The organism is Mycolicibacterium sp. XJ2546 (genome assembly GCF_053483195.1).
On sequence record NZ_JBEFRW010000021.1, the window covers coordinates 55,692 to 79,493 of the forward strand.

Sequence of the window (23,802 nt, forward strand, 5' to 3'; positions counted from 1 at the left end):
GCGACTGGACCGACCAGCGGTTTGGCGCGCCAATCGGCGAGGCTGTACCCTCTTTAAGGCCCGCCGCACGGTGCGGGAGCAGGCCCCCTTAGCTCAGTCGGCAGAGCGTTTCCATGGTAAGGAAAAGGTCAACGGTTCGATTCCGTTAGGGGGCTCGGTGGAACAGCCGGGGCGAGCGAAGCGACGGGTAGCTTGGTTCGCGCGGCGGCGCCGGTAAGGCGGTGTAGCTCAGCTGGTTAGAGCGCACGACTCATAATCGTGAGGTCGGGGGATCGAGTCCCCCCACCGCTACAACACCAAGACGAACGCGTAGAAGGACGACACAAGTGGCCTCCAGTACCGACGTACGGCCCAAGATCACCTTGGCCTGCGAGGTGTGCAAGCACCGCAACTACATCACCAAGAAGAACCGTCGCAACGATCCCGACCGGCTCGAGATCAAGAAGTTCTGCCCGAACTGCGGCAAGCACCAACCGCACAAAGAGTCGCGGTAACTAGGTAGGTTCAGCCCAAGCGTGTCTCTGTCAGAGCGCATCGTCGGGATCCATTTTCGCTATCCCGACCATTACGTGGTGGGCCGCGAAAAGGTGCGCGAATACGCGACCGCGGTCAAAAACGATGATCCGCCGTTCTTCGACGAGAAGGCCGCCGCCGAGCTGGGCCACGATCGGCTGCCCGCGCCGCTGACGTTCACCTCGGTGTTGGGCTACATGGCCCAGGTGGCGTTTTTCGAGCACGCCAACGTCGAGATCAAAGACGCCAAGATCGTGCAGGTCGACCAGGTGCTGAAGTACATCGAGCCGATCTTCGCCGGCGACAAGCTCTACTGCGATGTGTCAGTGGACTCCGTGCGCCAGGCCCACGGCACCGACATCGTCGTGCTCAAGACCGTCGTCACCAACGACAAGGGTGACGTGATGCAGGAGACGTACACGACCCTGGCGGGTCGTGCGGGTGAGGAAGAAGAGGGTTTCAGCGATGCCACTGCGTGAGTTCGATTCGGTGAAGGTGGGTGATCAGCTTCCCGAGAAAGTGATCCCGCTGACACGGCAGGACCTGGTGAACTACGCCGGGGTGTCCGGTGACCTCAACCCGATCCACTGGGACGACGACATCGCCAAGCAGGTGGGTCTGGACACCGCCATCGCCCACGGCATGCTGACCATGGGTCTGGGCGGCGGCTACGTCACCTCCTGGGTGGGTGATCCGGCCGCGGTCAGCGAGTACAACGTGCGCTTCACCGCGGTGGTGCCGGTGCCCAACGACGGCGTCGGCGCCGAGATCATCTTCAACGGACGCGTGAAATCCGTTGAGCCCGAAACCAAGACCGTCACCATCGCGTTGTCGGCAACCGCCGGGGGCAAGAAGATCTTCGGCCGCGCGATCGCCATCGCGAAGTTGGCATAGGTCATGGCGCTCAAACTCGATATCCGGGGCATGGTTTGGGAGTACCCCGAACCGTTCGTCGTGGGCCGCGAGCAGATCCGCCAGTACACCAACGCGATCCAGGCCGAGGACCCCGAAAGCCTCGACGTGGCGGCCGCCCAGGCCGCCGGGCACGAGGGCCTGGTCGCGCCGCTGACATTCATGTCGATCTTCGCGGTGATGATCCAGCGCCACTTCTTCCAGCACAACGACATCGGCTTCGAGACCATGCAGATCGTGCAGGTCGACCAGAAGTTCAAGTTCCACCGGCCGATCAAAGAAGGTGACGCGCTGACCGGCGTCCTGCGCATCGAAAGCGTCGACGAACGCTTCGGCGCCGACATCGTCACCACTCGAAACGTGCTCACCGACCCCACCGGCGAGGTCGTGATGGAGTCCTTCACGACGCTGATGGGCCATGAGGGGGACAACTCGATCTCGGCGGGCTGGGACCCCAAGACGGGTCAGGTGACGCGCAAACCCGTCGTGCATGACCCGACCGATCCCGACGAGGTCAACGGTCAACCGGCGGATTAGTAACTGACAAGGGTGGCGCGCTACACTCGTACCTCGGGGTTTTCCCAGTACAGCGCGCTGTCCACCGGCTTTGATCAGCCGAACGGGGAGCGCGCGAATTGTGTGAGCCCCGGAACGGATGGTTGCCTGCCGTGCCATCCTGAAGGGGCGTAGCTCAACTGGCAGAGCAGCGGTCTCCAAAACCGCAGGTTGCAGGTTCGAGTCCTGTCGCCCCTGCTCAACTGAATACTCGACAAGTGTGGACACTGGAAGGTGACCACACCACACAGACGAAAGGCATGCGGTGAGCGATTCCGAGCCGGCACGCCCTGGTTCGACAGGCGCCGGCAGCAACCCAGGGCCCGACGGCGACGGTCGGACCGCCGTGGTGACACCGCAGCGGCCCACCGGGAAGCGGTCGCGGCGCGGTGCTGCCGCCGAGGGCGAGAGCTCGGCCGTCGACCTGGACACCGGTACCGAGGCCGCTCCGACCAAGAACGGCGCGGGGAAAAAGAAGCGGACCGCCAAGAAGCGGGGCGACGGTCCCGGAAAAGGTGGGCGCAACCCGTTCCTGTTCGTCTGGACGTACCTGAACCAGGTCGTCGCCGAACTGCGCAAGGTCATCTGGCCGAACCGCAAGCAGATGATCAGCTACACCACCGTGGTGCTGATCTTCCTGGCGTTCATGGTCGCGCTGATCTTCGGAGTCGACTATGGCCTGAGCAAGCTCATCAACCTGGTGTTCGGCTGACGAGCAGAAGAAGTGAGAGGACAGACACGTGACTAGCTTCGAGGGCGACACGCCTTCGGCCGAGGCCGTCGACCTTGTCGACAGCGAGGTGACGGAAGCCACCACCGACCCGGCGACCGAGGAAGCCGACGTCGCCGGTGACGCCGTGAGCGATGAGGCGGCCACCCCCGCCGACGCTGCCGGTGAGGCGCCCGCGGCCGACGTCGAGCCCGCCGAGGAAGAGGAAGAGGATCCGGCGGTCGCGCTGAAGAAGGAGCTGCGGCTCAAGCCCGGCGACTGGTACGTCATCCACAGCTACGCCGGCTACGAGAACAAGGTGAAGGCCAACCTCGAGACCCGCGTGCAGAACCTGGACGTCGGCGACTACATCTTCCAGGTCGAGGTGCCCACCGAAGAGGTCACCGAGATCAAGAACGGCCAGCGCAAGCAGGTCAACCGCAAGGTGCTGCCGGGCTACATCCTGGTGCGGATGGAGCTCAACGACGAGTCGTGGGGTGCGGTGCGCAACACGCCCGGCGTGACGGGGTTCGTCGGCGCGACGTCGCGGCCGTCGCCGTTGTCGTTGGACGACGTGGTGAAGTTCCTGCTGCCGCCGGCGGCGGCGAAGAAGCCGGGCAAGGCGGCGTCGACGTCGGCTGCGGCCGCCGATACCGGTATCGAGCGGACGCCGATCGAGGTGGACTTCGAGGTGGGCGAGTCGGTCACCGTGATGGACGGGCCGTTCGCTACGCTGCCCGCGTCGATCAGCGAGGTCAACGCCGAACAGCAGAAGCTCAAGGTGTTGGTGTCGATCTTCGGCCGCGAGACCCCGGTGGAACTGACCTTCAACCAGGTCGCCAAGCTTTAGTCGCGACTTAGTCGCGATTTCGGTGCGCAAACCAGCGCTGAGCGATCGTTAGCGCACCGAAATCACTGAAAACGAGAGGAAGAAATGGCCCCGAAGAAGAAAGTCATCGGGCTGATCAAGCTGCAGATTCAGGCCGGGCAGGCCAACCCCGCCCCGCCGGTGGGTCCGGCGCTCGGCCAGCACGGTGTGAACATCATGGAGTTCTGCAAGGCGTACAACGCCGCGACGGAGAACCAGCGCGGCAACGTCGTGCCCGTGGAGATCACCGTCTACGAGGACCGCAGCTTCACGTTCAATCTGAAGACGCCGCCCGCGGCCAAGCTGCTGCTGAAGGCCGCCGGTGTGCAGAAGGGCTCGGGGGAGCCGCACAAGAACAAGGTCGCCAAGGTGACCTGGGATCAGCTGCGTGAGATCGCCGAGACCAAGAAGGAAGACCTCAACGCCAACGACATCGAGCAGGGCGCCAAGATCATCGCCGGCACCGCCCGGTCGATGGGTATCACGGTCGAATAGTTCGACCGTAGTGGGAGGGCTGGCATCGGCCCGGAGGACCACGACTTCTAACTACAGGAGAGATCAATGAGCAAGAACAGCAAGGCATATCGCGAAGCCGCCGAGAAGGTCGACCGCTCGCAGCTGTACCACCCGTTGGAGGCTGCGAAGCTGGCCAAGGAGACGTCGAGCAAGAAGCAGGACGCGACCGTCGAGGTGGCGATCCGGCTGGGCGTCGACCCGCGCAAGGCCGACCAGATGGTGCGCGGCACCGTGAACCTGCCGCACGGCACCGGTAAGACCGCGCGGGTGGTGGTGTTCGCGGTCGGCGACAAGGCCGAGGCTGCTGAGGCCGCTGGCGCCGATGTGGTGGGCAGCGACGACCTGATCGAGCGGATCCAGGGCGGCTGGACGGACTTCGACGCCGCGATCGCGACGCCCGATCAGATGGCCAAGGTGGGTCGGATCGCGCGCATCCTCGGTCCGCGTGGCCTGATGCCGAACCCCAAGACCGGCACGGTGACGCCCGATGTGGCCAAGGCCGTGTCCGACATCAAGGGCGGCAAGATCAACTTCCGCGTCGACAAGCAGGCCAACCTGCACTTCATCATCGGTAAGGCGTCGTTCGACGAGAAGGCGCTGGCCGAGAACTACGGCGCCGCGCTGGATGAGATCCTGCGGGCCAAGCCGACGTCGTCGAAGGGCCGCTACCTCAAGAAGGTGGTGTTGTCGACGACGACGGGCCCGGGCATCCCGGTCGACCCGACCGTGACGCGCAACTTCGCCGAGGTGTAGCTGCGCTACGGCGCGCCGGTCTCGATCACCGCGCCCAAGTCCGTGGCAATTTTGTCCACTAACAGGCGGCCCGGTCCTTCGTACAGATTCTGCAGACCTGGCGGGACGCGCTGCCAGCTGCCGGGCTTGGATTGGTACCGCGCACCGAACAGCACTATCACTTCCTGCGGCGGTGCACCGGCGAGCTCGGCTTGCCGCGAATGCCAGATGAGGCCCTGCAGTGGCGGAGTGTGCGGTTGCGCGAGTGCAGTGATGGCCAGCCTGCGCGTGCAGGGGTAGTGCTCCGCCGGGCTCGACACCACCTGAGTGCGGCTCAGGCCGAGGTCGTCCAGCGCTGGATCACGGAGATCGCCGAGTGTCGCGTCGACCGGAACCCGGATGTGCGCCAAGAGCTTTTCCAATAAGTGTTGCTCATAGATCACGTTGCTTCCCGTGTCGTGAACGTCATGGAAAATGGTTTCGAGCAACACGGTGGTCGGCGTCTCGCCCAAATACATGCTCGGTAGCCGACTGCCGGTGTTGGGGTCGTCTATCGGCGCGAACCTCGTATCACCAAACCCAGGGTTGTGTTGGTCGTAGCCGAACGTCCCGTCATAGACGCGGAATAGGGGTGTACCGCCCGCCAACGTGACTGCCTGCAACCGCGGAAGTGTCGCAGCCACAACACAATTGCCTGGGTCTGGGCAGACGATGTCTTCCGGCGGGTAGGCCGTCATGCAAAAGGCCATGCAAGAGGGTTAGGCAGCCGGGGCGGCAGCGAAGCGTTGGGCGGCGCGCAGCGCCCTATCCGGATTGGTGCGTGCCACTTCTTCGGGAACACCGCCGGAGAGGAAGCTGGTGGGCTTGGTCAGCCACGTCCACAGGGACCAGCCCTCGATTCCGCCCTTTTGAAGCGCCGACAACATGGGCTGCAACTCGGGTCGCGGCTCTCCGCCCTCGTCCAGTTGGAAGGCCGGGATTACCGTTTTGCCCTTGTAGTTGACGGTGAACAGTGCGCGCTCATCCCTTCGTCGGGCAAGCCATGTTCTGGTGCTTGACTCGCTCGCGGCCCCACGCAACTCGCTCAGCGTTTCATGGGTGAGGACGGGCGTCGCGAGCAACGCAACGCGGTGGGCTGCCAATCGTTGCGCCTGAATTAGCGTCGCTGGAGGAGTGAGGCTTACTTCCCGGCTCATCAGGACTTGCATCAGATCGTCTCGAATAGCCGCGGTGTGCTCAGCCTGCAGCGTGCGAAGAAGCTCGACCAGCTCCGAGAGCGCTGCAGTTAGTTCACCACTACTCACGACGTTCTCAGCCTGCAAGCTTCGGATCAGCTCGAGCTGCTCCAGCATCTCATCGAGTTCAGACTCTGTTAGCCCGCGAATCTGTAGGTGGTCGCGACGCTTTGTGACGTCAAAACTTGTGCGACTCATGTAGCAATTGTAGCGCACAAAGATGTGTGTAGCAGCCGCTACAGACGGGCTCTCTGTTGGTGAAGGTGTGCATGTAATACGTTCCGTATTTGCGTGATCTATACTGTGATCGGAGGTGGTATCGATGTTGACATCGGCCAAGCCCGATCTGGACGCCTACAACAGCGCGATGAGCATGAGCGCCGCGGAACTTGTCACGGTGCTGCGCGACCTACTGGGCTCCAAGCTCGTCGCCTACCTGGGCAAAGTCAAGGAGACGCGGGCAGTGCGTCAGTGGGCCGACGGTACCCGGACGATCGCCAACCCGACCGATGTGGACCGGCTGCGCGTCGCCTACCGCGCCGCGGCAATGATCACCGCGCGCGAGAGCGCCGAGGTCGCCCAATCCTGGTTTCAGGGTCTCAATCCGCTGCTCGATGACCGCAGCCCGGCCCGGGTGCTGCGCGACGGCGACCTCGAGGAGGTGGGCCCGCAGGTCCTGACCGCCGCCCGCCAGTTCGCCGCAGTCGGGTAATGCGTCGAGGCGAGCCCACCCGCACTTCCTTTGGAGAACTGCACACCGTTGGCCGCCGCGATGTTGCGGTGTATCGGGTCGGCTACCAGCCTGAGCCATGGAGTTGGACGCCATGGGAGTACGCCGGCACCGACGGGCGGTTCCACGGCCGCTGGGATGACCCGAACGGCACCTGGCGCACTCTCTACACCGGCTCCTCGGCGCTGGCCTGCTACTTGGAAGTCCTGGCGGTCTTCCGCGCAGACCCGGCGGTGGTCGAGGAACTCGACGACATCGAGGACAACGACGACGACAGCGGTTCCTACCCCACCGCACTCGCAGGCAGTGTGTCGCGATCCTGGTGTACGCCAAGATTGCTCGCGTCCGGCCGACTCGCCGGAACGTTCGCGGCACCGGGCCACCAGGAGTCGCTACCCACGCTGCGGGCCCGATTCCTCAAAGACGCCCAGGGTTTCGGCCTGGCCGACCTGGACGCCGCGGCGATCCGTGACAGTCGCCCGCGCGCACTCACCCAAGCCATCTCCGCGTGGATCTACACGCTGTCGACAGACGAGGGAACGCCGCTTACCGGTATCGAATTCGCCTCCCGACACGGCGACAACCTGATGCTGTGGGCGGTCTACGAACGCGACACCGCCGCCGCCGCACCACCGCAGATCAGCCCGGTCAGCGCCGACCCGGTCGACTGTGACGACCCCGACCTCAGCGAGGCGATGCGCCTGCACCGCCTCAGCTGGTCGGACTGATGGACGATGCACACCTTCCGGCCCACCGCAGGACAACCATGAAGCGAGGTCTGCCAATCCTGCGTAGTCGGCACTGCGGCTGCCAGCACGGTCGGCCCGTCGCGCTGGCCCCTCAACGGCTCACGTCGAGTGGCCGGCGGGCGACACCGGCTGGATCTGGGAAGGAAGGATGGGGCTGGCAGGGCTCGAGCGCGACCGCCTGGTGGTTTAGGGGGTTTTCGCGTCTGTTGGGCGCCCGAGGCCAGCCAATGCCCTCAAAGAATCTGATAGCCGATCTCGGCGGCGGCCGCTTGCACAATTGACCACATGAGCGGATGAGTGAGGGGTCGGGAGAACGACGGCATCGTGGGTATCGAGTCCGCGGCGTTGCTCCACAGCACAATGTTCGGGTGGCCGGTCAAGGTCGACGGGACGTATAGACCATCGAGTTCGGGCCAGGTCGTGTAAATGGCGCGGGCCCACCGTCGACATGCGGATCGGGGTGCGGCAAGTAACGAGGCTGACGCGCTGTTGCGGAGCAGCCATGTTCCCGACAAGTCGAGCAGACGCAGTACGCGTTCGGGTTGCCACGCGGTGAGAGTCGGAGCACCGGCGCGGGTGTCGACCACGCGCGTTAGCTGGTAAACCTCGGCGAGGCTGGTTGCGATATCGGTTGCGGCGTACAGAACGCCCTCAGCCGCCGAGATGGGATGAGGGCCGGGATGTGGGTCCCATCGCATCGACGGCAGCGGCCCGTAGGTGCGCAGCTTGTTCCAGGGCAGCACGTACTCGCCTTCGGTGCGGTGGACCCGCCACAGCATTCCGGTGTAGTCGGTGACGTCGTGGGGTTCCCTGATGAGCTGTCGTGGGGGCGTTCGGGGCGCCTTCGGCTTGGGGCGTGCGCTCACCAGCGCCCGAGATCCGCGATGAATCCGGCAACCAAGCCGGGGTCGCCGCCGGCGGCCAGATGCTCGATCGGTGTCCGGTCGTCGAAGTCGGGCTGCGGAGTGTGCATGAACACATCCAGGACCGCGGGGGTGGTGCCGCGTGGTATCGCGGGGACGATCACATCCAAGCCGGGAAGCAGGTTGTCACCAAGAAACTGCCAGCGAGGAATGCGTCGGCTTCCTTGAAGATCGAAGGCCCATAAAGCTTTTCCGGTGATGCGCCGTGACACGCGGGACCGGTCGACGCCGAGGATCGCGGCGGCTTCTTTGATGCTGACAGATCCTGAGAGCGCGCCGGTGAGTTGTCGCACCGCAATGCGGGCGCGGGCTTCTCGTTCGTTGTCCGCCGACCATGCGTCGATCACCGCTGTTGCGCGGGGTTCGGCGTGCTTGCGGAGGAAGTCCACTTCCGTCGTCGACAGGGAAGTCGCCCCGGGAATTGCCGCAAACGCGGAATCCAGCTCGTCGAGGACCTCCTCGACGGTCAGGTCAATCTGGTGCTTAGCCAGTAACGCGTCTAGCGCGGGTGCGGCCGACCCATTCATATGCACAGACTAGCACGGTCATGCGGGTATGTGCCCCCGGTAAGCTGCGCGCGCGAGAAGGCGCGAAAACCCCTAAAACCGGTGGCGGTTTAGGGGGTTTTCGCGTCTGTTCGGCGCCAAGAATTGGTGCACGAGGATGGCCAACGCTGCCGGTATTCTGAGACGCATGCCGGGGCAGCTACGCGCCAATTTGTCGCACCTGGACACCTCCGCGGTGCAGGCGGACGGTCAGGCCACGGAGATGGCGACCGGCCACACGTCGGCGCACGGCCAGATCGAGTCGGCGCAGACCGGCTGGACGGGGCGGTCGGCGATGTCGTTGGCGAAGCGGTTGGCGCAGTGGCAGGCGGCCGATGCGGCCCTGCAGGCTCGGGTGGTCGAGCACGGCCAGGCGCTCAAGTGCGCGGCCACCGAGTATGGCGCGACGGATCAGCGCAGCGCCGAGCAGGTCGAGCAGGCGAAGGCGGAGGTCGAACGGCTCGCGTCGCAGCAGAACCTCTGAGCCGCGGTGACGGGGCTGACGGTCGCCGAAATCGATCGGTGGAACGCCGAGGCGGTGCGTCAGGTGTTTCACGCCGCGCAGGCCAGCGCCCAGGCCTCGTTTCACACCGCCGAGGTGCTCGCGTCGCTGCCGGCGTTCGAAAGCTGGGGCGGTGACGCGGCCGAGGCCGCGGGGCAGACCAACGACGAGATCCGGCGCGAACTCGAGCTCAACGGCGACGAGAAGCTGGTGGTCGGCCGGGCGGCTGCTAATGCCGCCGACGGCATCGACAAGGTCGAGGCCGATCTGGCGGCGCTGCGCGACGAGGCGGAAAGCCTGGGCATGGTGGTCGACCCGGTGAGCAACCGCATCCTGCCCGGCCCGGGGCTGGCGGGCGCGTCGCCCATGGAAGTCGAGCTGAAGATGATGCAGCTGCAGCCCAGGCTGGACGCGATCTTGGTGGAAGCCAACCAGGTCGACGACGAGCTCGCCCGCGCGATCGACATGACCGACGGCGATCAGCCGATCCCGGAGTTCTCGCCGGAGGCGGTCGCCGAGCCGCTGCCGGAAGACCCGAAGGAGTTCAACGAGCGCTGGGAGCAGTTGACCGAAGCCGAAAAGGATTGGCTCTACGAACAAGACCACTTTGTCGGCAACCATCCGGGGATGCCGTTCGTCGACAAGGACCACTACAACCGCAGGCATCTGGGCGAGCTGATCGGCGACACGCAGGCCGAGATCGACCGGCTGGCCAAGGAGCATCCGGCGTGGGCGGCCGGTGGTCGCCCGGGCACGCCGAACCCGAATCCGCCGGCCTACCGGGAGTGGAAAGAAAAGTGGGACGCGGCGCATCAGGATATGAGCCGCTACCGGGCGGTCGAGGGGGAGCTGCAGTCCAACGACGGGGTGCCGCGGCTGCTCGGGTTGATCGACGACGAGGGCCATGCGGCGGTGTCGATGGGCGATCCCGATACCGCCAAGCGCAATGCGACGTTCGTGCCGGGCACCGGGCAGGACGTGGGTCGGCTGGAGTTCAGCGCCGAGAAGTCCGAACAGATGTATCTGGCGACGATGCGTGCCGATTCGAACCTGCAGGCCGGGGACGTTTCCGTCACGACGTGGATGGGCTATGACCGGCCGATGAACCTGTTCGAGGCGGCGTCACCAGGTTATGCGCGCGACGGCGGCGACGATCTGGCGGCGTTCCAGGCGGGGATGCGCGCGTCGCACGAGGGTGTGCCGTCGATCGATACGGTGATCGGGCACAGCTACGGGTCGACGTTGATGGGCGCGGCCGCACTCGACGGCAATCATTTGGATGTGAATAGCGTTGTGGCGGTGGGTAGTCCGGGGATCCTCGCCGAAAATGCCAGCGACCTGAGTTTGGCGTCGGGGGCCAACGTGTTCGCGTCGCGCGCGGAGAACGACATGATCGGTATCGCCACGTATGCGACGCTGGGCCCGGATCCGATGAACAGTCGGTTCGGCGGGATTCCGTTCGAGGCGGCGCCGGGGGCCGCGGGCCCGTTCGGGACGCCCACGGTCGACGCGCACAGCAGTTATTGGAGCGCGGGCAACCCGGCACTGGATAACATGGGCCGCATTATTGCCGGAAGAACTGACGTCACACCACCGACCTTCACACCATGATGCGCAGAAAGCTCGTCACCGTAGCCGCCGCGACGCTGCTCGCGGCGGGCGTCGCTGCCTGCGGGGATTCGTCGGACGAGCCGGGTCCGCTCGGGCCGCCCACGCCGTCGGGGGCCACCGAGATCCCAGGAGGTCCCATGGAGCAGTTGCCGGTTGCCGCCGACCCGAAGATCCCGGCGAGCCAGCAGGAGGCGCAGGACACGGTGCTGCGCTATCTGCAGCAGACGCTCGACGCGCTGCCGGAGGGCTTCAGCCTGGACGGGACGCGGTACAGGGTTGGGGATGGCACGACCTACTGCGAGGACGAGCCGGCCGACCGCAACGCACCGGTGAAGCTCGAGGACTGGCGGGACGTGAAAGTGCCGCCGGGGACGGACGTTAACGCGTTGGTGGCGCAAGTCGGTGGGATCTGGGAAGACTGGGGCTGGGACGTGCTCGAGCGCGACGGCTTCGACAAGCCGAACCGGTTCGGCTACGCCCCCGACGGTTATGTGCTGCAGATTCAGGCCCGGCCCGACCCGACTGAGGCACCCTCGCTGATCGGGTCCTCGCCGTGCTTTCCCGGTGATCTGCGCCAGGACGACGTGCAGCGACCGGCGGTGCTGAGTCAGAGTGGGTAGGGCGCGTCCGCACGATCGGCGGCTCGGGCGGTAACTCGCCTGGGGGCAGGTCGATCACGCTCTGCATCAGGAAGCAGTCGCCGGTGATGTTGAGCGTGGCGACGTCGATCTGGCCGAGCTTGAACTCGTAGCCGTTGCCGTGGATGGCGACGTCGCGTTTGGCTTGTTCGTTGAACAGTGACGGGTCGTCGGTGGCTCCGTACTGGGCGGCCTCTTCGCGCACGATGTCGGCGGCTGGTGGCGACATCGTCGGCGGTGGATGGGTCGCCCACCGAGACGGCCGCGGGGATCATCTGGGATGGATCGTCGGGTTTTTCCAGGTAGACCAGGTGGGAATCGGGGACTTTGAGGGCTTCGCGGATGGCGGCGATGTCGGCAGCCGCTCGGTCTTGATCTGGCCGTCGGGCAGCTGCTGGTACTGGTCGAGCATTTCCTGGAGGAGTTCGCGGTTGGCGCGGTCGACCTGGTTGATGTCGCCGGAGGGCATGTCGGTCTTGTCGTCGTCGTCGGCGCCCGTCTCGTCGCTGGGTTTCTCCTCGCTGAGGAGGGCGGGGGGCCCTCCTTGGGGTTGAGGGCGCTGCACTCGGTGCCGAGCTTGCTCATGTCGCGTGCGACGTCGGTGAGGTCAGCGTTGGTGCCCCGCACGATCTCGCCCAACCGTGCCAGGCCCTTGCTGGCGATCTGGGTCAAAAGGACTTCACGGAGGTGGCTGGGCGGCACGCTGTTGGCGGCGTCGGTTACCCAGTCGCGCAGCGTGTCGAGGTTGTGGCGCCCCGCGGCCACGATGCGGGCAGACTGGTCGATGGTCTTGCCCAACCGCTGGTCAAGGTCGGCGATGCGCTCGATTACCGCCGATGGCCGGTGTTCTTGGCGTTGTAGGCGGAGGCGGCGTCGCCCGACCACACCGACCCGGGTGCTGCGCTCGCGACGTCGCTGCCCAGCCGCCGAAGCGCTGCGCCGTCGTCAAACGGCGCGCCGTCCTGCGGTGTGCCCTGGCCGAAGGTATCTCGCGCGTTGGTCCACACCGCATAGAACGCATCGATCGCGCTCACGGATCGGTCCCGGGCATGAATCCAGTGTCACGTACGGGCGGGTGGTGCGATCACGAAAATTGGTGCGACGCGTGCTGGGCGGGTTTGCGCTATGCGACGACGGTTGCTGGCAGGTACCTGATGGTGTGCTGGGACTTGGTTGGCAAGACGACGGAACGACAAATTGCCGACGGCAGGTGCGCCTAGCGTCATGGGCAGCGTTTGATCGCGTCATCTTCCGCGGGGCAGGAATCTTCGATGAGAAGTTGGTTCGTGCGCATAGTGGGTGTCGGAATTGCTGTGGTGCTTTCGCTGGTGATGGTCGGGTCAGGCGTCGCGTCTGCGGACCCGTACATCGGGAAGAAGTACTCCGATCCGCAGCGCAGATCGGCAAACGAAATGGCACGCCGGTGGTTGCCGCCGTGCGTGGAAGCGAGCAGCAGCAGGACGACTGCATCGTCACCAATTGGCCGAAGTCGATTTTCCTCGACTCCCGCGGAAGGAGTCATCGGTCAAAGGAATACCGGCTCGATTTGAACTGCACCAATCCCGTTGCGTCACGAGGGCATCCAGGTAACTCAGCGGTGACGCCGGAAGGTGTCAAGGCGAAGAAGGATCAGAAGACGGCGGCCAGTATCAACGAGCACCCCGAGCAGTGTCAGAAGAGCGAGCCCGCATGAAGAACTGTATCAATTTCTGTAAACGCACTGGTCTTTGTCAGGTCGAATCCTGATGCGCACTTCGCAGTTGTCGGCGACGACGACGGGCCAGGGCTGCCGTACGACCGCTTGACCGGTTTGATTTCCTGATAGCGGCGAAGTCGTTCGGTACGGTGGTGATTCGGTCGCTCGAAATGCGCAAGGGGAGGGCGACTCGAGTAAGAGGGGAGAAATAATGGGATTAACTGCCGTTCGCCGTAGCGCAATGGCAGCGTTAGCAGCTCTTCTGGTCGGGGCCGGCGCCGTGGTATCCGTCGCGCCGGCGCATGCTGACGCGAACGACGACGAGTTCATCGAGTTGCTCGACATCGAGGGTGTGACCTACGCCAACCGAACCGAGGTGATTCGGGCTGGAAAAGAATACTGTCTCGCGCGCAGCAGGCCGAACGCGAACATGGGGCCCATGTACAACAAGCTGTACGACGACATGGGATGGGTCGGAACCGAACTTTCAGACTTCGCTAGGGCCGCGAATAGAGCCTATTGCTAATGTTTGGTGAGTAGGATCGGTCATCTCTGCCAGAAGGCTTAACCCTGGCCTCCTGTCGAGATCGGTTACGGGTCAAGTGGAACTTCAATAGTTGCCAGCAGCGCGCGGTGGTCGGAGCCTGGAATGGTTACCGTCCGGATCGACGAAGCGGCAGCGTTTCGGGTCAGTACGTGGTCGATTACCAGCACGGGCGGAAACCATTTGTTGGAAGGGAATGTCGGCGCTAAGCCTGCCCCGGTCTGTTCGACGGCATCGCGATAACCGTTGGTCGACAGTTCGCGGAACTGACGCATATCCGGTGTGCTGTTGAAGTCTCCGGCGACGATGACGGCTGCCGGCCCGGCCTGCTCGGTGAAACGATTTAGGTCTTCTTTGGTTTCGGCTATACCGTTTCGCCACCTGTCGAACGACCCCGCTTCGGCCGTGACCGGGGAGGTGATGTGCACACTCACGATAAGCGGGTCGAGTCGCACGTGCGGGACCCGCACTCGCCCTGCCACTATGGCAGCATCTCGATGCTTCCCCGGCCTCACCGCAGACAGCGGAAACCGACTCCATAAACCGATACCGCCGGCATTGGGCGCGGGTTTGAGCACTGAATAGGGGAATACTTCTTCAATTCCGGCGTGTGAGAAGCGTCGGGCCTCCTCGGGTGTCAACTCCGCCACGGTGATGAGATCCGCGCTGTCCTTGGCCAATCCGACAAATGACGACGCGTCCGCCCGTCCCTTACGGAGGTTCGACGAAAGCACGCGGATATCGGCGTGTGGCCCGACATCAGCCGGACTTCCGAAGTAGTACCAGGGCAGCTGGGCTGCCAAAGTCGTCGCCACGACAACCACCGCGATGATCGACAGGACGATCCGGCGGCACAGGATCAAGAGTGTCAGGCCCGACAGCGCCAGCAACGGCACGTAAGGCGAACTCACGGCAGCGACAAGCTCAACGACATTCGAAATCGGATGAGCCCGAAAGAACAACGCGGCGAGTGAGAACGCCAGAGCCGCGACTGCCAGCACTGTCAGGCGCACACGAAGTCTGCCGGACAAGGAACGGCACGTCCTCTCTGTGCTTGCAATTGGCGGAAGGCTACCAGTCGATGACGATGCGGGTCACCCGTGCCGTCGATCGACCGGATTGACGTTTAAGGGACGCTGAGTGCGCCCACGCGAACCGCGCCGAGGTGGTTCGGGTCAGGTGCAGTTGCCCTCTTATGGGATCGCACTGCTGCTGAAACACTCGTCATCCGCGGTGTGGATGTTGCATTGTATGCGGCGAAGTTATAGGTACTTTGTCGGTTAGCTTGACTCGGCGACTGCATATTCATGGTGGAAGCACACGATGAGACGGTGTGGATTGGGGAGGTGTCCTCGCTCGTGGGCGGGAGACAGGGGCGGCGAATATGACTGTGGACGGCTGGATCACACTTGCGGTGGTGGTCGTGGCGATAGTGGTTTTGGTGCTGGACCGGTTCAATCCGACATTGATCATGGGCGGCGCCGTGTTGGCTCTCTTTTTGGCCGGTGTGATTGACCAAGGCCAGGTTCTTGATGGATTCGCCAACGAGTCGCTAGCCGTAGTTGCCGCACTCTATGTGCTGGCCGGCGCGGCAGACGCCACTGGAGCATTCGAGGGGGTCACGTCCCGCTTGCTGGGTAACGGAGCGCAGTCACGGCCCCATCGCGAACTCATGCGGGTCTGCGCACCGTCTGCGGCAGTATCTGCGTTCATCACAAACACGCCATTGGTGGCCATGCTTGCGCCACGCGTGGTCCGCTGGTGTCGGCGTACCGGACGGTCGCCATCGCGCTACCTCATGCCGCTGAGCTACGCGATCATCCTGGGCGGGTCGATGACGATGATCGGCACGTCGACCAACCTGTTCGTCAACGATCTGATCGATAAAGCCGGACTGGGCCGCATGAGCGTGTTCTCGATTTTCGGGGTTGGCCTACCCCTTGCGATCGGCGGGGTGGTCCTTCTCGTACTTCTGGGCCCGTACCTGCTGCGGGAGCGTCACACGCCGACCGACAGCCTGGCCGAGTCGGAGCGGGAATTCACCGTGGAAATGACCATTCCCGCCCATAGTACGTTAGCCGGCGCCACGGTTGCTGAAGCTGGCCTCCGCAACCTCGACGGTGTGTTTCTGGTAGAAATCGAGCGCGCTAAGAAGGTGCTTGCAGCGATTGGACCGAACCTGCCGCTCGCAGCCGGGGATCGGTTGGTTTTCGTCGGCAACCTCGCTAGGGTATTGGACCTGCACCGGATGGCGGGGCTCGTCTCGGCGGAAGCCCGCCACTTCGACGACCTGGCGCGTAATCCGCAGCGCCAGTTCGTCGAAGCCGTGATCAGTGCCGGATCACCGCTGGTGGGATCCAGCTTGAAAGCCTCGGGCTTTCGCCGTCGTTACGCGTCGGCAGTCGTTGCGGTTCATCGTTCCAGTGAGCAGTTGAAAGGCAAGCTCGGCGAGGTGCGCCTTCGGGCGGGAGATGTCCTCCTGGTGCTGGCGGGACCCGACTTCGCTCAACGGTATCGTCAGCACCGAGACTTCGCCGTCGTTGCTCCGCTCAACTGGGATCGGCCTCTTCGCGGTGAGCACGCCAGGGTGGTCGAGGTCTGCATCGCTGCGCTACTGGTCGTGGCCGGAACCGGGTTAATGAGTCTGTTGCAGGTATCGCTGCTGGTTGCGTTCGGGCTGGTTGTGGCCAGGATCGTGACAGTCGAAGATGCACGTCGGTCCATCGACGCAAATGTTCTTCTACTGATGGCAACGAGTTTCGGCATTGGGATTGCGGTGCAGGACAGCGGACTTGCCTCGACCATGGCGCAGTTGGTGATGAGCGCCGCCGGCTCATTGGGCCCCTACGGATTGCTGGTTGCCGTGCTTGCAGCCACCATGCTGGTGACGGAGGTGGTCTCGAACACCGCAGCGGCCGCACTCATGTTCCCCATCGCCATCGCCATTGCCGAGCAAGCTGGCCTCAATGCCCTACCGTTCGCCGTGGTGATCATATTCGGCGCGAGTCTGTCGTTCTTGACGCCGATTGGGTATCAAACCAACACCATGGTGTGGGCGATGGGCGGCTATCGATACACCGATTTCGCGCGTCTGGGTGCACCATTGACTCTTCTTGTGTTGATTGCGACTCCGGCACTGGTGCCCGTGTTCTTTCCCTTCCATTGAGTTGCGCTGCGAGAGCATGGTCATGCTGGCCATCGATTTCGCTCGACTAGTTTCCAGCTCAGGCCACGATTGCGGTGCGAGACGTCGCCGGTCTATCCCGAACTATTTGGGTCGGCAAAGGGAGAGGATCGGCGGCAGAAGTTCAGCGATCTGCGAACCGACGGTCGCGTGGAAGTCCGGTGTGCAACCTATTGGGTCGGGGATGTCCAACAGGTCGGACGTGCGAAACTGCGGGCGAAGTGCTGCGAGGTCGGGGACGTTTCGTGCATTGAAGTCCGATACGAGTCGGGCCGCGCCGCTCAGGGTGAACGTCTTATTGAGTTGGCGCGGAGCAAGTTCTAGGACAGCATCGCGGTGCGCCCTTGTCATGGTGAGTACTAGATCGGCGTCTGAAGCGATCCTGGACGTGAGTTGGCGCGCGGCGAAGTTGGCCGAGTCGCCACCCAACTTCTCAAGGACCAATGCCGCGTCGGATTGGATTGCATGCCCGATGACTGCCTGGGTTCCGGCGCTGGCTGTTTGCAAGTGCGGGATTTGAAGCCGGGCGCCATACGCGGCGGCAAGTCGCTCTGCCATAGGTGACCGGCAGATGTTTCCAGTGCAGATAAACAGTAACCGCAGAGCAACTCCTGTGAAATGACGTTGGGCCGAAGTGAACGGCATACAGTACCCGGCGTCAATACCTGGCCCTTATCGGTGGTGTTACGGGGTCACACTGTGCACAGCCTATGGGCATTTTCGGTTCGGTAAGCGGCCCTAGCAGACCACCACGCGTGCCGACAATTGGTTGCCGATTGGTGGAGCCGACCAGCAAGGCCGCTTTCGCGCGCTTCATCGAAGAGTCTGGTATCAACCGGTGGTTGCATCAGACGCTGCATGGCTGATGTCATGCTCGCCGAACGCAGCTTCCGCCAAGCCCCTCGTCTTCGTGAGTGACCCACGATCGGAGCTGTCCGGCATAGTGCCCTACCGCGCCCGGCCAACGGCGGTCGCCTATGAAGGCAAAGACAAGCACTCGGCAAAACTTCCCGACGCCACTGCGCAACGGTGAGATTGCGATTGCCAACATCTGTTACTGGGGGCCCCGCTCATATTAACAATGAGGTAACGAGCCTGCCCGCCCTTATGTGCAGCTAACTCAATCTTTTGCCGTAGTTCCTCAAGGGCGCCGAGTGCATCGCTCGTCAGTGGAGGCCCAAGGGTCCGGCGATCGCACTTGGAGTTCAGTCGCCAACAGCGGCATTGCAACACTGACACTATAGTCAATTTCCCAGGTGGTGGCCAAAAGATAGGGAAACCCCTGATTCCTCGACCCCCTTTCAGTTAATATGCTGAGTGTCTAGCTGAGAACGAGGGGAAGACCCGGTGCGCGCCGCACGGCGGGCCGTTAATTGGGTGTCGGGATTGGAGTTCTCAGCGACAGCGCCGTCGTGAGGCGGCTACTTGGGGGTGTGGCATGAACTGTGGGTGGTACGCGCATGCGCGACAGGACGGGGGCGGCCTCGAGGGCCGCGCAGAAGCAAATGCCGGGGGGTTGTTGTGACGGTTGTCGATCCAGTGCCGCATACGTCACCACGAAATTCATTTCACGACGATCCTGAAGGCGCGAGCCATTTCGCTGACAATGTCCGGGTATTAGATGGTCGTCGGGGTGTCGTTATGCCGTCGTCGGCGCCGGGCGGTGGCGCATGTCGCGGGCCTGTCGACGTCATCGAGCATGTTCCGCACACTGCCGCCATCCGTAAGGCCGCAAGCGTTCCGTTTCTCGGTCGTATCCGATGGTGGATGGTTGTACCCGTCGTAGACTTCGCACTGATATTGGCTCCACTTGCGTGGCGGCCGCCCCAGCCGACTTCACTGCTGACGATGGCTGTCCTTGCGACACTTCTCCTCAATGGCGGCGGTCGACACGTCGCACGACTGCATCTCAGTGTGTTGGACGAACTGCCGTTCATTGTTACTCGGCTACTCACTGCGATGGCGGCGGTCTCTGCAGTCATTCTTTTCTTGCACCAGAAGCCGCAGGTGTCAATCTTCGTAGAGACCGCCCTACAGGCAGCAGCACTTGTTATTGCAGGCCGGGTCGTCATCACCCGGTTCCTCGCCTTGGCCCGTCGACGCGGAATTACAAAGCACCAGACCGTCTTGGTCGGAGGCGGTCCATTGGCCGCAGAGTTGGCCCGAATTCTCGATCAGCACCGCGAGTATGGGCTTGAGGTAATCGGCTTCGTCGACGACGGAGACGACTGTCCAGCAGCGCGGTATCTGCCACGCCTTGGCCACCTTGGAGACCTGGACATGGCCGTGTTGACAACCGGCGCCGACATGTTGTTGGTCGCCGACGGAAATTTCGAAGAACATGCGTTGACGGATGCGGTACGTACAGGAGCGTGTCAAAGCACAGAGTTACTTGTCGTCCCGCGTATGCATCACTTCCACACTCTAACTGGCATGGCTGACCACATCGGTTCCATCCCGATCATGCGTGTCCGCAATCCCAATCTCCATGGACCGGCGCGGCTGGTCAAGCGCACCTTCGACGTTGCAGCCGCTGTTTTGGCTCTGACCATCGTGCTGCCCGTACTGGCCCTGACTGCGCTCGCGGTACGGATCGAAGGTGGGCCCGGCATAATTTTCCGGCAAGTTAGAGTGGGACGCGACGGCAAGCACTTTGAGCTCCTGAAGTTCCGATCGATGCGGCCCGCCAATGACGTTGAGTCCCAGACGAAGTGGTGCGTTGCGAGCGACAATCGCGTCGGCCCTGTCGGACGGTTTCTGCGTTGCACTTCGATCGACGAGCTGCCGCAACTCTGGAATATCCTTCGCGGCGATATGACGCTCGTGGGGCCGCGGCCAGAACGACCCCACTTTGTGGAGCAGTTTTCTACGCAATTCGACAGGTATGCTCACCGTCACCGGGTGCAGGTCGGGCTCACCGGTTTTGCTCAGGTTAGTGGCCTAAGAGGAGACACTTCGATCGCTGACCGCGCCCGGTACGACAATTTCTACATAGAAAACTGGTCGCTCTGGCTAGATATCAAGATTGTTATCCGAACTTTCCGCGAAGTTTTGGTTTACCGCGAAAGGTGAATCGGGCAGCGAAGATTGGTTCCGGGGCAGGCCGGTTTGGTCCTCGGAAGCATGTAAATTTGAGAATGTCTTAGGATGGTTGGTAGCCGTATGAAGCTCGTCGTGCATGACTTCGCGGGCCATCCCGGGCAACTCCAGCTCAGTCGCGAGCTGGCGCGCCGTGGCCATACTGTGGCGCACCACTATTGCCAGTCCGTCGCAACCGGACAAGGTGCGACGGCGCGCCAGTCCGATGACCCGGATTCGTTCTCGGTGCAGGGGATTTCCCTAAAGACTGAGTTCGCGCGGTACTCGCCGGCTCGTCGCATCTGCCAAGAACTGAAGTACGGTTGGTTGTCGTTGCGGGCGATCCTCGCGGCTCGTCCAGATGCGGTGATCTTTGCGAATTTTCCCGTCCTACCACTATTTTTTGTCTCGTTAGCGCTGAGAGTTCGGGAAATTCCGTACATTTCGTGGTGGCAAGACGTCTACAGCGAGGCAGTCGGAACGACGGCCCGCCAGCGGCTTGGAGTTATCGGCAAGCTCATAGCTAGGATTGTAGACCGCATCGAACACACCATTGCGCGTCGCGCGACCGCCATCGTGCCGATCGCTGATGCCTTCGTTGAGAAACTGAATCGCTGGGGTATTCAGACAGATAAGGTGCGTGTCATCCCCAACTGGGGCGCGTTGGACGAGGTTCCGAGTAAGCCGCGGGTCAACGCCTGGTCACTGGCCCATGGACTTAACGGCTCTACTGTTGTGATGTATGCCGGAACCCTTGGGCTTAAACACGATCCGTCGATTATCGCCGAACTGGCGCGTACGGCGCCAGATGATTGTCAAATCGTCGTGGTCTCGGAAGGTAAGGGCAGAGAGTGGCTCGAGGAGCACTGCCGCGGCGCACACAACCTGGTCCTCATGGATTATCAGCCCTACGAGCAGCTTCCTGACATGCTAGCTAGCGCCGACGTATTTCTCGTGATCCTCGAACCTGACGCAAGCCGCTATTCGGTTCCGTCGAAGATTCTTAACTACCTGTGTGCGGAGCGGCCGGTGCTAGCCCTCTTGCCCGCGGAAAATGCTGCGGCACAAATGCTTGAGCACGCTAATGCGGGAATCGTTGGTCCACCTGGCGACACTGCGTGCGCGAAAACTGCACTTGCCAAACTCATCTCCAGTCCGAAGCTGCGCCAAGAACTAGGCGCAAACGGCCGTCGTTATGCAGAGCATGCGTTTGATATCAGTACCGTAGGCGACGGCTTCGAGAGTGTGATTCGATACGCTGTTGGCGAAAGCCAAACGCTACATCAAGAACTTGGGCCAGCGACGGCGGCCGGCAGAACGCGGGGGAAGATTGAGGCGCAAGGGTAGTGACCGGAGGGATTGGACATGACTGGCAAGACTGAAACAGTCCTCGTTGCCGGAGCTGGCGGATTCATTGGGGGACATTTGGCCAAAACATTGGCCGCGTCGGGAGCAAAAGTCCGAGGTGCTGATATCAAGCCAATTGAGGATTGGTATCAAGTGCCCGCGGACGTCGAGCCGATGCAGCTGGACCTCTCGAAGATCGAAGACTGCAAGCAGGCTGTGGATGGGGTGGACACCGTCTACATGCTGGCAGCAGACATGGGTGGCATGGGATTCATCGAGACCCATAAAGCGGATTGCATGTTATCTGTTCTGACCAGCACTCACATGCTGGTTGCTGCCCGGGATGCCGACGTGAGCCGATACTTCTATTCGAGCTCGGCCTGTGTGTACGCAGCGGACAAACAGGTGGATGCGGACGTGACGGCGTTGAAAGAGGCCGATGCATATCCCGCCATGGCTGAGGATGGCTACGGGTGGGAAAAACTCTTCACCGAACGGATGTGTCGGCATTTTCTTGAGGATTTCGGCCTCGAAACGCGGGTGGCGCGGTACCACAACGTGTACGGGCCGATCGGTAGCTTCGAGGGAGGCCGCGAAAAAGCGCCCGCGGCGTTGAGCCGCAAAGTCGCCGAGGCCGTCCTCAGCGGTCGGCACGAAATCGAAATCTGGGGGGATGGTGAGCAAACCCGCAGCTTCATGTATATCGATGATTGCGTCGAGGGCACGATGCGAATTGCTAAGGGCGACAGTCGAGAGCCGGTCAACTTGGGCAGCTCTGAACTTGTCAGCATTAATCAGCTGGTCGATATCATCGAACAAATCGCTGGGGTAACGGTCAAGCGCAACTACAAGCTAGATGCACCGCTTGGCGTTCGCGGCCGCAATAGTGACAACACGATGATCCAATCAACCTACGGGTGGGAGCCCTCTACGCGGCTGGTAGATGGTCTGGAAAAGACGTATCGGTGGATCCACGATCAGTTGTCCACACATGGAGCTGTGCGAGCTGCGGGCTGAGTTAATATCCAGTCCGGATTTCGCGAAGTTTGTCGAACGAAGCAGGACATTTAGTCCCGAAGCCACATCAGGGGGCGTGAGATAAACAGCGATACCAAAGCTCTGGTATGCGGAATGCAGATGGCAGGCCGTTCCGCGATCCGCTGCCGCAGCTTCGTCGTACTATCACTCAAAGGGAATCGGCATGGTGGTTGTAACCGAAGGCTGCAGAGTTTGCGCTCACACCGAAGCGACGCCATGGGGCGAAGAAAATGGGTTCTCGGCCGTCCGATGTACAAATTGCAGTCTGGTTTACCTTTGGCCGTGGCCTAGTCTCGCCGATCGTGACCGTTCGTTGCAATACGGTGCACACTCGGGTGATAAGACTATAGATACGAACGCGAAGCCTCGAGGTAAAGGTCGCGTGCGCGAGTATCGCAAAACACTGGCAGACCTGTACGGGGCGGGCCTGGTCGATCGTCATGTGAATTGGCTGGACATTGGCTGTGGATATGGCGAATTTCTCAGTGCGCTTAGAGCTACGGTCCATGCTGATTCAACGCTTATCGGCAGCGAGCCGAATGAGCGCAAAGCTGCGTATGCACGTTCTCGCGGACTCGATGTTTCATATCGTGTTCTCGGTGACTTGTCGGCTCAATTCACGCACATTTCTCTGCTGAATGTGTTTTCGCACTTGCCAGAACCTGTCAAGTTCCTAGCGCAAGCGAGAGACCTGTTGGTACCGGGTGGAGAGTTGCTTATCCAAACGGGCAACGGTGGAGATATCGAGCGAAGGGATCTACCGGGTGAACTGTGGTTTCCTGACCATCTCATATTCGCGGGCAGGCCGACTTTGAGTTTAATCGTAGACACTCTTGGTATGGATGTTGAGATAGTCAAGCGCTACCGATTTCCACGTCTGACTCCGGTAAATCTCGCGAAAGATCTAGTCAAAAGGCTGATTCGACCGGACTATAATGCCGTTCGCTGGTGGGGGCCATCCCGGACGGTGTGGTTGCGCGCGAAGAAGCGGTGACGAGGGACGACTTAACAAGTGATCGCGTTGGCGGCGCGGCGATCTCCCTCGACGCGGCCGCGGTCCTGCGGCTGGCTACTACCGCTACGGTCATCGACGCTAACGACGAATAGCAAGTCACCCGTTCGCTGTCCCCGGAATCCACAACGCCGAACTCCGTGAAACCATCGCCGTCAAATCAAA

Annotated in this window: 28 protein-coding genes, 3 tRNA genes and 2 pseudogenes; 22 read left to right on the plus strand and 11 right to left on the minus strand. The window is 62.4% G+C overall.

What is annotated here, in order from left to right:
• Nucleotides 1–82: 82 nt before the first annotated feature.
• The 11 genes from ABQE44_RS23580 (at nucleotide 83) to rplA (ending at nucleotide 4,826) form a co-directional block, all read left to right on the plus strand.
• Nucleotides 83–155, plus strand: a tRNA-Thr gene (locus ABQE44_RS23580).
• Between the two features lie 62 nt (nucleotides 156–217).
• Nucleotides 218–291: transfer RNA gene (locus tag ABQE44_RS23585), tRNA-Met, on the plus strand.
• Nucleotides 292–326: 35 nt separating this feature from the next.
• On the plus strand, nucleotides 327–494 hold the full coding sequence (gene rpmG, locus ABQE44_RS23590; RefSeq protein ID WP_059101288.1) for a 50S ribosomal protein L33: 168 nt from the start codon (nucleotides 327–329) through the stop codon (nucleotides 492–494).
• A 21-nt stretch (nucleotides 495–515) separates the two neighbouring features.
• The gene (hadA, locus tag ABQE44_RS23595; protein WP_448392092.1) at nucleotides 516–992 is read left to right on the plus strand and encodes a (3R)-hydroxyacyl-ACP dehydratase subunit HadA; all 477 of its coding nucleotides are present in this window, start codon (nucleotides 516–518) and stop codon (nucleotides 990–992) included.
• Complete coding sequence (gene hadB / locus ABQE44_RS23600; RefSeq protein WP_448392091.1) at nucleotides 979–1,407, plus strand: (3R)-hydroxyacyl-ACP dehydratase subunit HadB; 429 nt, start codon at nucleotides 979–981, stop codon at nucleotides 1,405–1,407. Before hadA ends, hadB begins: the two co-directional genes overlap by 14 nt.
• Nucleotides 1,408–1,410: 3 nt before the next feature.
• On the plus strand, nucleotides 1,411–1,962 hold the full coding sequence (gene hadC, locus ABQE44_RS23605; protein WP_448392090.1) for a (3R)-hydroxyacyl-ACP dehydratase subunit HadC: 552 nt from the start codon (nucleotides 1,411–1,413) through the stop codon (nucleotides 1,960–1,962).
• A 143-nt stretch (nucleotides 1,963–2,105) separates the two neighbouring features.
• Nucleotides 2,106–2,178 (plus strand) — tRNA-Trp (locus ABQE44_RS23610).
• Nucleotides 2,179–2,245: 67 nt separating this feature from the next.
• On the plus strand, nucleotides 2,246–2,692 hold the full coding sequence (secE, locus tag ABQE44_RS23615; RefSeq protein WP_448432209.1) for a preprotein translocase subunit SecE: 447 nt from the start codon (nucleotides 2,246–2,248) through the stop codon (nucleotides 2,690–2,692).
• Nucleotides 2,693–2,720: 28 nt separating this feature from the next.
• Nucleotides 2,721–3,539: a transcription termination/antitermination protein NusG gene (gene nusG / locus ABQE44_RS23620; RefSeq protein WP_448432211.1), complete on the plus strand. Its 819-nt coding sequence runs from the start codon at nucleotides 2,721–2,723 to the stop codon at nucleotides 3,537–3,539.
• Between the two features lie 84 nt (nucleotides 3,540–3,623).
• On the plus strand, nucleotides 3,624–4,052 hold the full coding sequence (rplK, locus tag ABQE44_RS23625; RefSeq protein WP_448392087.1) for a 50S ribosomal protein L11: 429 nt from the start codon (nucleotides 3,624–3,626) through the stop codon (nucleotides 4,050–4,052).
• Between the two features lie 66 nt (nucleotides 4,053–4,118).
• A complete protein-coding gene (gene rplA / locus ABQE44_RS23630; protein ID WP_448432213.1) occupies nucleotides 4,119–4,826 on the plus strand; it encodes a 50S ribosomal protein L1 in 708 nt (235 codons plus the stop codon).
• Between the two features lie 5 nt (nucleotides 4,827–4,831).
• Here rplA and ABQE44_RS23635 read toward each other — a convergent pair whose 3' ends face one another.
• Both ABQE44_RS23635 and ABQE44_RS23640 read right to left on the minus strand, forming a co-directional pair.
• On the minus strand, nucleotides 4,832–5,467 hold the full coding sequence (locus tag ABQE44_RS23635; protein ID WP_448432215.1) for an RES domain-containing protein: 636 nt from the start codon (nucleotides 5,465–5,467) through the stop codon (nucleotides 4,832–4,834).
• Between the two features lie 96 nt (nucleotides 5,468–5,563).
• Nucleotides 5,564–6,238: a hypothetical protein gene (locus ABQE44_RS23640; protein WP_448432217.1), complete on the minus strand. Its 675-nt coding sequence runs from the start codon at nucleotides 6,236–6,238 to the stop codon at nucleotides 5,564–5,566.
• Nucleotides 6,239–6,362: 124 nt separating this feature from the next.
• Here ABQE44_RS23640 and ABQE44_RS23645 point away from each other — a divergent pair, with 124 nt between their 5' ends.
• Together ABQE44_RS23645 and ABQE44_RS23650 are read left to right on the plus strand one after the other, a co-directional pair.
• Complete coding sequence (locus ABQE44_RS23645; RefSeq protein WP_448432219.1) at nucleotides 6,363–6,752, plus strand: hypothetical protein; 390 nt, start codon at nucleotides 6,363–6,365, stop codon at nucleotides 6,750–6,752.
• Nucleotides 6,752–7,498 carry an RES domain-containing protein gene (locus ABQE44_RS23650; protein ID WP_448392082.1) on the plus strand — a complete coding sequence of 249 codons (747 nt, stop codon included), beginning with the start codon at nucleotides 6,752–6,754 and terminating at the stop codon, nucleotides 7,496–7,498. The genes ABQE44_RS23645 and ABQE44_RS23650 overlap by 1 nt, the downstream gene beginning before the upstream one ends.
• Before the next feature lie 254 nt (nucleotides 7,499–7,752).
• Here the strand turns inward: ABQE44_RS23650 and ABQE44_RS23655 are convergent, their stop codons facing one another.
• Together ABQE44_RS23655 and ABQE44_RS23660 are read right to left on the minus strand one after the other, a co-directional pair.
• Entirely contained in the window at nucleotides 7,753–8,385 is a 633-nt protein-coding gene (locus tag ABQE44_RS23655) for an RES family NAD+ phosphorylase (RefSeq protein WP_448432221.1), read from the minus strand.
• Nucleotides 8,382–8,969 (minus strand): helix-turn-helix domain-containing protein, encoded by a 588-nt coding sequence (locus tag ABQE44_RS23660; RefSeq protein WP_448432223.1) that lies wholly within the window; start codon nucleotides 8,967–8,969, stop codon nucleotides 8,382–8,384. Before ABQE44_RS23660 ends, ABQE44_RS23655 begins: the two co-directional genes overlap by 4 nt.
• A gap of 166 nt (nucleotides 8,970–9,135) precedes the next feature.
• Here ABQE44_RS23660 and ABQE44_RS23665 point away from each other — a divergent pair, with 166 nt between their 5' ends.
• Both ABQE44_RS23665 and ABQE44_RS23670 read left to right on the plus strand, forming a co-directional pair.
• The gene (locus ABQE44_RS23665) at nucleotides 9,136–9,471 is read left to right on the plus strand and encodes a WXG100 family type VII secretion target (protein WP_448432225.1); all 336 of its coding nucleotides are present in this window, start codon (nucleotides 9,136–9,138) and stop codon (nucleotides 9,469–9,471) included.
• A 6-nt stretch (nucleotides 9,472–9,477) separates the two neighbouring features.
• Complete coding sequence (locus ABQE44_RS23670) at nucleotides 9,478–11,100, plus strand: alpha/beta hydrolase (protein ID WP_448432227.1); 1,623 nt, start codon at nucleotides 9,478–9,480, stop codon at nucleotides 11,098–11,100.
• Here ABQE44_RS23670 and ABQE44_RS23675 read toward each other — a convergent pair.
• Nucleotides 11,090–11,239, minus strand: a complete 150-nt coding sequence (locus ABQE44_RS23675; protein ID WP_448432229.1) for a hypothetical protein — start codon at nucleotides 11,237–11,239, stop codon at nucleotides 11,090–11,092. The genes ABQE44_RS23670 and ABQE44_RS23675 overlap by 11 nt on opposite strands.
• Here ABQE44_RS23675 and ABQE44_RS23680 point away from each other — a divergent pair.
• On the plus strand, nucleotides 11,238–11,720 hold the full coding sequence (locus ABQE44_RS23680; protein WP_448432231.1) for a hypothetical protein: 483 nt from the start codon (nucleotides 11,238–11,240) through the stop codon (nucleotides 11,718–11,720). The genes ABQE44_RS23675 and ABQE44_RS23680 overlap by 2 nt on opposite strands.
• Here the strand turns inward: ABQE44_RS23680 and ABQE44_RS23685 are convergent.
• The 4 genes and pseudogenes from ABQE44_RS23685 to ABQE44_RS23700 form a co-directional block, all read right to left on the minus strand.
• A pseudogene (locus tag ABQE44_RS23685) lies at nucleotides 11,716–11,955 on the minus strand (LppA family lipoprotein); the annotation flags it as partial. The gene ABQE44_RS23680 and the pseudogene ABQE44_RS23685 sit on opposite strands and share 5 nt — an antisense overlap.
• Nucleotides 11,954–12,207, minus strand: a pseudogene (locus ABQE44_RS23690) (alpha/beta hydrolase); the annotation flags it as partial. The pseudogenes ABQE44_RS23690 and ABQE44_RS23685, both read right to left, overlap by 2 nt.
• Nucleotides 12,208–12,565: 358 nt before the next feature.
• On the minus strand, nucleotides 12,566–12,772 hold the full coding sequence (locus ABQE44_RS23695; protein WP_448432233.1) for an EspA/EspE family type VII secretion system effector: 207 nt from the start codon (nucleotides 12,770–12,772) through the stop codon (nucleotides 12,566–12,568).
• 188 nt (nucleotides 12,773–12,960) lie between these two features.
• Complete coding sequence (locus tag ABQE44_RS23700; RefSeq protein WP_448432235.1) at nucleotides 12,961–13,260, minus strand: hypothetical protein; 300 nt, start codon at nucleotides 13,258–13,260, stop codon at nucleotides 12,961–12,963.
• Between the two features lie 385 nt (nucleotides 13,261–13,645).
• On the opposite strand from ABQE44_RS23700, the gene ABQE44_RS23705 reads away from it, so the two are divergent.
• Nucleotides 13,646–13,960 (plus strand): DUF732 domain-containing protein, encoded by a 315-nt coding sequence (locus ABQE44_RS23705; protein ID WP_448432237.1) that lies wholly within the window; start codon nucleotides 13,646–13,648, stop codon nucleotides 13,958–13,960.
• A gap of 65 nt (nucleotides 13,961–14,025) precedes the next feature.
• Here ABQE44_RS23705 and ABQE44_RS23710 read toward each other — a convergent pair whose 3' ends face one another.
• Nucleotides 14,026–14,991, minus strand: a complete 966-nt coding sequence (locus ABQE44_RS23710; protein WP_448432239.1) for an endonuclease/exonuclease/phosphatase family protein — start codon at nucleotides 14,989–14,991, stop codon at nucleotides 14,026–14,028.
• A gap of 371 nt (nucleotides 14,992–15,362) precedes the next feature.
• Between ABQE44_RS23710 and ABQE44_RS23715 the strand changes: the two genes are divergently transcribed.
• Complete coding sequence (locus tag ABQE44_RS23715) at nucleotides 15,363–17,144, plus strand: SLC13 family permease (protein WP_448432241.1); 1,782 nt, start codon at nucleotides 15,363–15,365, stop codon at nucleotides 17,142–17,144.
• A gap of 102 nt (nucleotides 17,145–17,246) precedes the next feature.
• Here ABQE44_RS23715 and ABQE44_RS23720 read toward each other — a convergent pair whose 3' ends face one another.
• Entirely contained in the window at nucleotides 17,247–17,807 is a 561-nt protein-coding gene (locus tag ABQE44_RS23720; protein ID WP_448432243.1) for an arsenate reductase/protein-tyrosine-phosphatase family protein, read from the minus strand.
• A gap of 876 nt (nucleotides 17,808–18,683) precedes the next feature.
• Here ABQE44_RS23720 and ABQE44_RS23725 point away from each other — a divergent pair.
• The 4 genes from ABQE44_RS23725 to ABQE44_RS23740 all read left to right on the plus strand — a co-directional run bounded on the left by ABQE44_RS23725 (nucleotide 18,684) and on the right by ABQE44_RS23740 (nucleotide 23,619).
• Nucleotides 18,684–20,234, plus strand: coding sequence for a sugar transferase (locus ABQE44_RS23725; RefSeq protein ID WP_448432244.1), 1,551 nt, complete (start codon nucleotides 18,684–18,686; stop codon nucleotides 20,232–20,234).
• A gap of 90 nt (nucleotides 20,235–20,324) precedes the next feature.
• On the plus strand, nucleotides 20,325–21,587 hold the full coding sequence (locus ABQE44_RS23730) for a glycosyltransferase family 4 protein (protein WP_448432246.1): 1,263 nt from the start codon (nucleotides 20,325–20,327) through the stop codon (nucleotides 21,585–21,587).
• Nucleotides 21,588–21,605: 18 nt separating this feature from the next.
• Complete coding sequence (locus tag ABQE44_RS23735) at nucleotides 21,606–22,604, plus strand: NAD-dependent epimerase/dehydratase family protein (protein WP_448432248.1); 999 nt, start codon at nucleotides 21,606–21,608, stop codon at nucleotides 22,602–22,604.
• 403 nt (nucleotides 22,605–23,007) lie between these two features.
• A complete protein-coding gene (locus ABQE44_RS23740; RefSeq protein ID WP_448432250.1) occupies nucleotides 23,008–23,619 on the plus strand; it encodes a class I SAM-dependent methyltransferase in 612 nt (203 codons plus the stop codon).
• Nucleotides 23,620–23,802: the final 183 nt, after the last annotated feature.

Coding starts and splice junctions, on each gene's coding strand:
- rplK (WP_448392087.1), top strand. CDS start 3,624: ATGGCCCCGAAGAAGAAAGTCATCGGGCTGATCAAGCTGCAGATTCAG.
- hadB (WP_448392091.1), top strand. CDS start 979: ATGCCACTGCGTGAGTTCGATTCGGTGAAGGTGGGTGATCAGCTTCCC.
- ABQE44_RS23730 (WP_448432246.1), top strand. CDS start 20,325: ATGAAGCTCGTCGTGCATGACTTCGCGGGCCATCCCGGGCAACTCCAG.
- ABQE44_RS23705 (WP_448432237.1), top strand. CDS start 13,646: ATGGGATTAACTGCCGTTCGCCGTAGCGCAATGGCAGCGTTAGCAGCT.
- ABQE44_RS23660 (WP_448432223.1), bottom strand. CDS start 8,969: ATGAATGGGTCGGCCGCACCCGCGCTAGACGCGTTACTGGCTAAGCAC.
- ABQE44_RS23735 (WP_448432248.1), top strand. CDS start 21,606: ATGACTGGCAAGACTGAAACAGTCCTCGTTGCCGGAGCTGGCGGATTC.
- ABQE44_RS23640 (WP_448432217.1), bottom strand. CDS start 6,238: ATGAGTCGCACAAGTTTTGACGTCACAAAGCGTCGCGACCACCTACAG.
- ABQE44_RS23700 (WP_448432235.1), bottom strand. CDS start 13,260: ATGACTCCTTCCGCGGGAGTCGAGGAAAATCGACTTCGGCCAATTGGT.
- ABQE44_RS23675 (WP_448432229.1), bottom strand. CDS start 11,239: ATGGGACCTCCTGGGATCTCGGTGGCCCCCGACGGCGTGGGCGGCCCG.
- ABQE44_RS23720 (WP_448432243.1), bottom strand. CDS start 17,807: ATGCCGTTCACTTCGGCCCAACGTCATTTCACAGGAGTTGCTCTGCGG.
- ABQE44_RS23650 (WP_448392082.1), top strand. CDS start 6,752: ATGCGTCGAGGCGAGCCCACCCGCACTTCCTTTGGAGAACTGCACACC.
- ABQE44_RS23665 (WP_448432225.1), top strand. CDS start 9,136: ATGCCGGGGCAGCTACGCGCCAATTTGTCGCACCTGGACACCTCCGCG.
- ABQE44_RS23715 (WP_448432241.1), top strand. CDS start 15,363: ATGACTGTGGACGGCTGGATCACACTTGCGGTGGTGGTCGTGGCGATA.
- rplA (WP_448432213.1), top strand. CDS start 4,119: ATGAGCAAGAACAGCAAGGCATATCGCGAAGCCGCCGAGAAGGTCGAC.
- ABQE44_RS23645 (WP_448432219.1), top strand. CDS start 6,363: ATGTTGACATCGGCCAAGCCCGATCTGGACGCCTACAACAGCGCGATG.
- hadC (WP_448392090.1), top strand. CDS start 1,411: ATGGCGCTCAAACTCGATATCCGGGGCATGGTTTGGGAGTACCCCGAA.
- ABQE44_RS23680 (WP_448432231.1), top strand. CDS start 11,238: ATGGAGCAGTTGCCGGTTGCCGCCGACCCGAAGATCCCGGCGAGCCAG.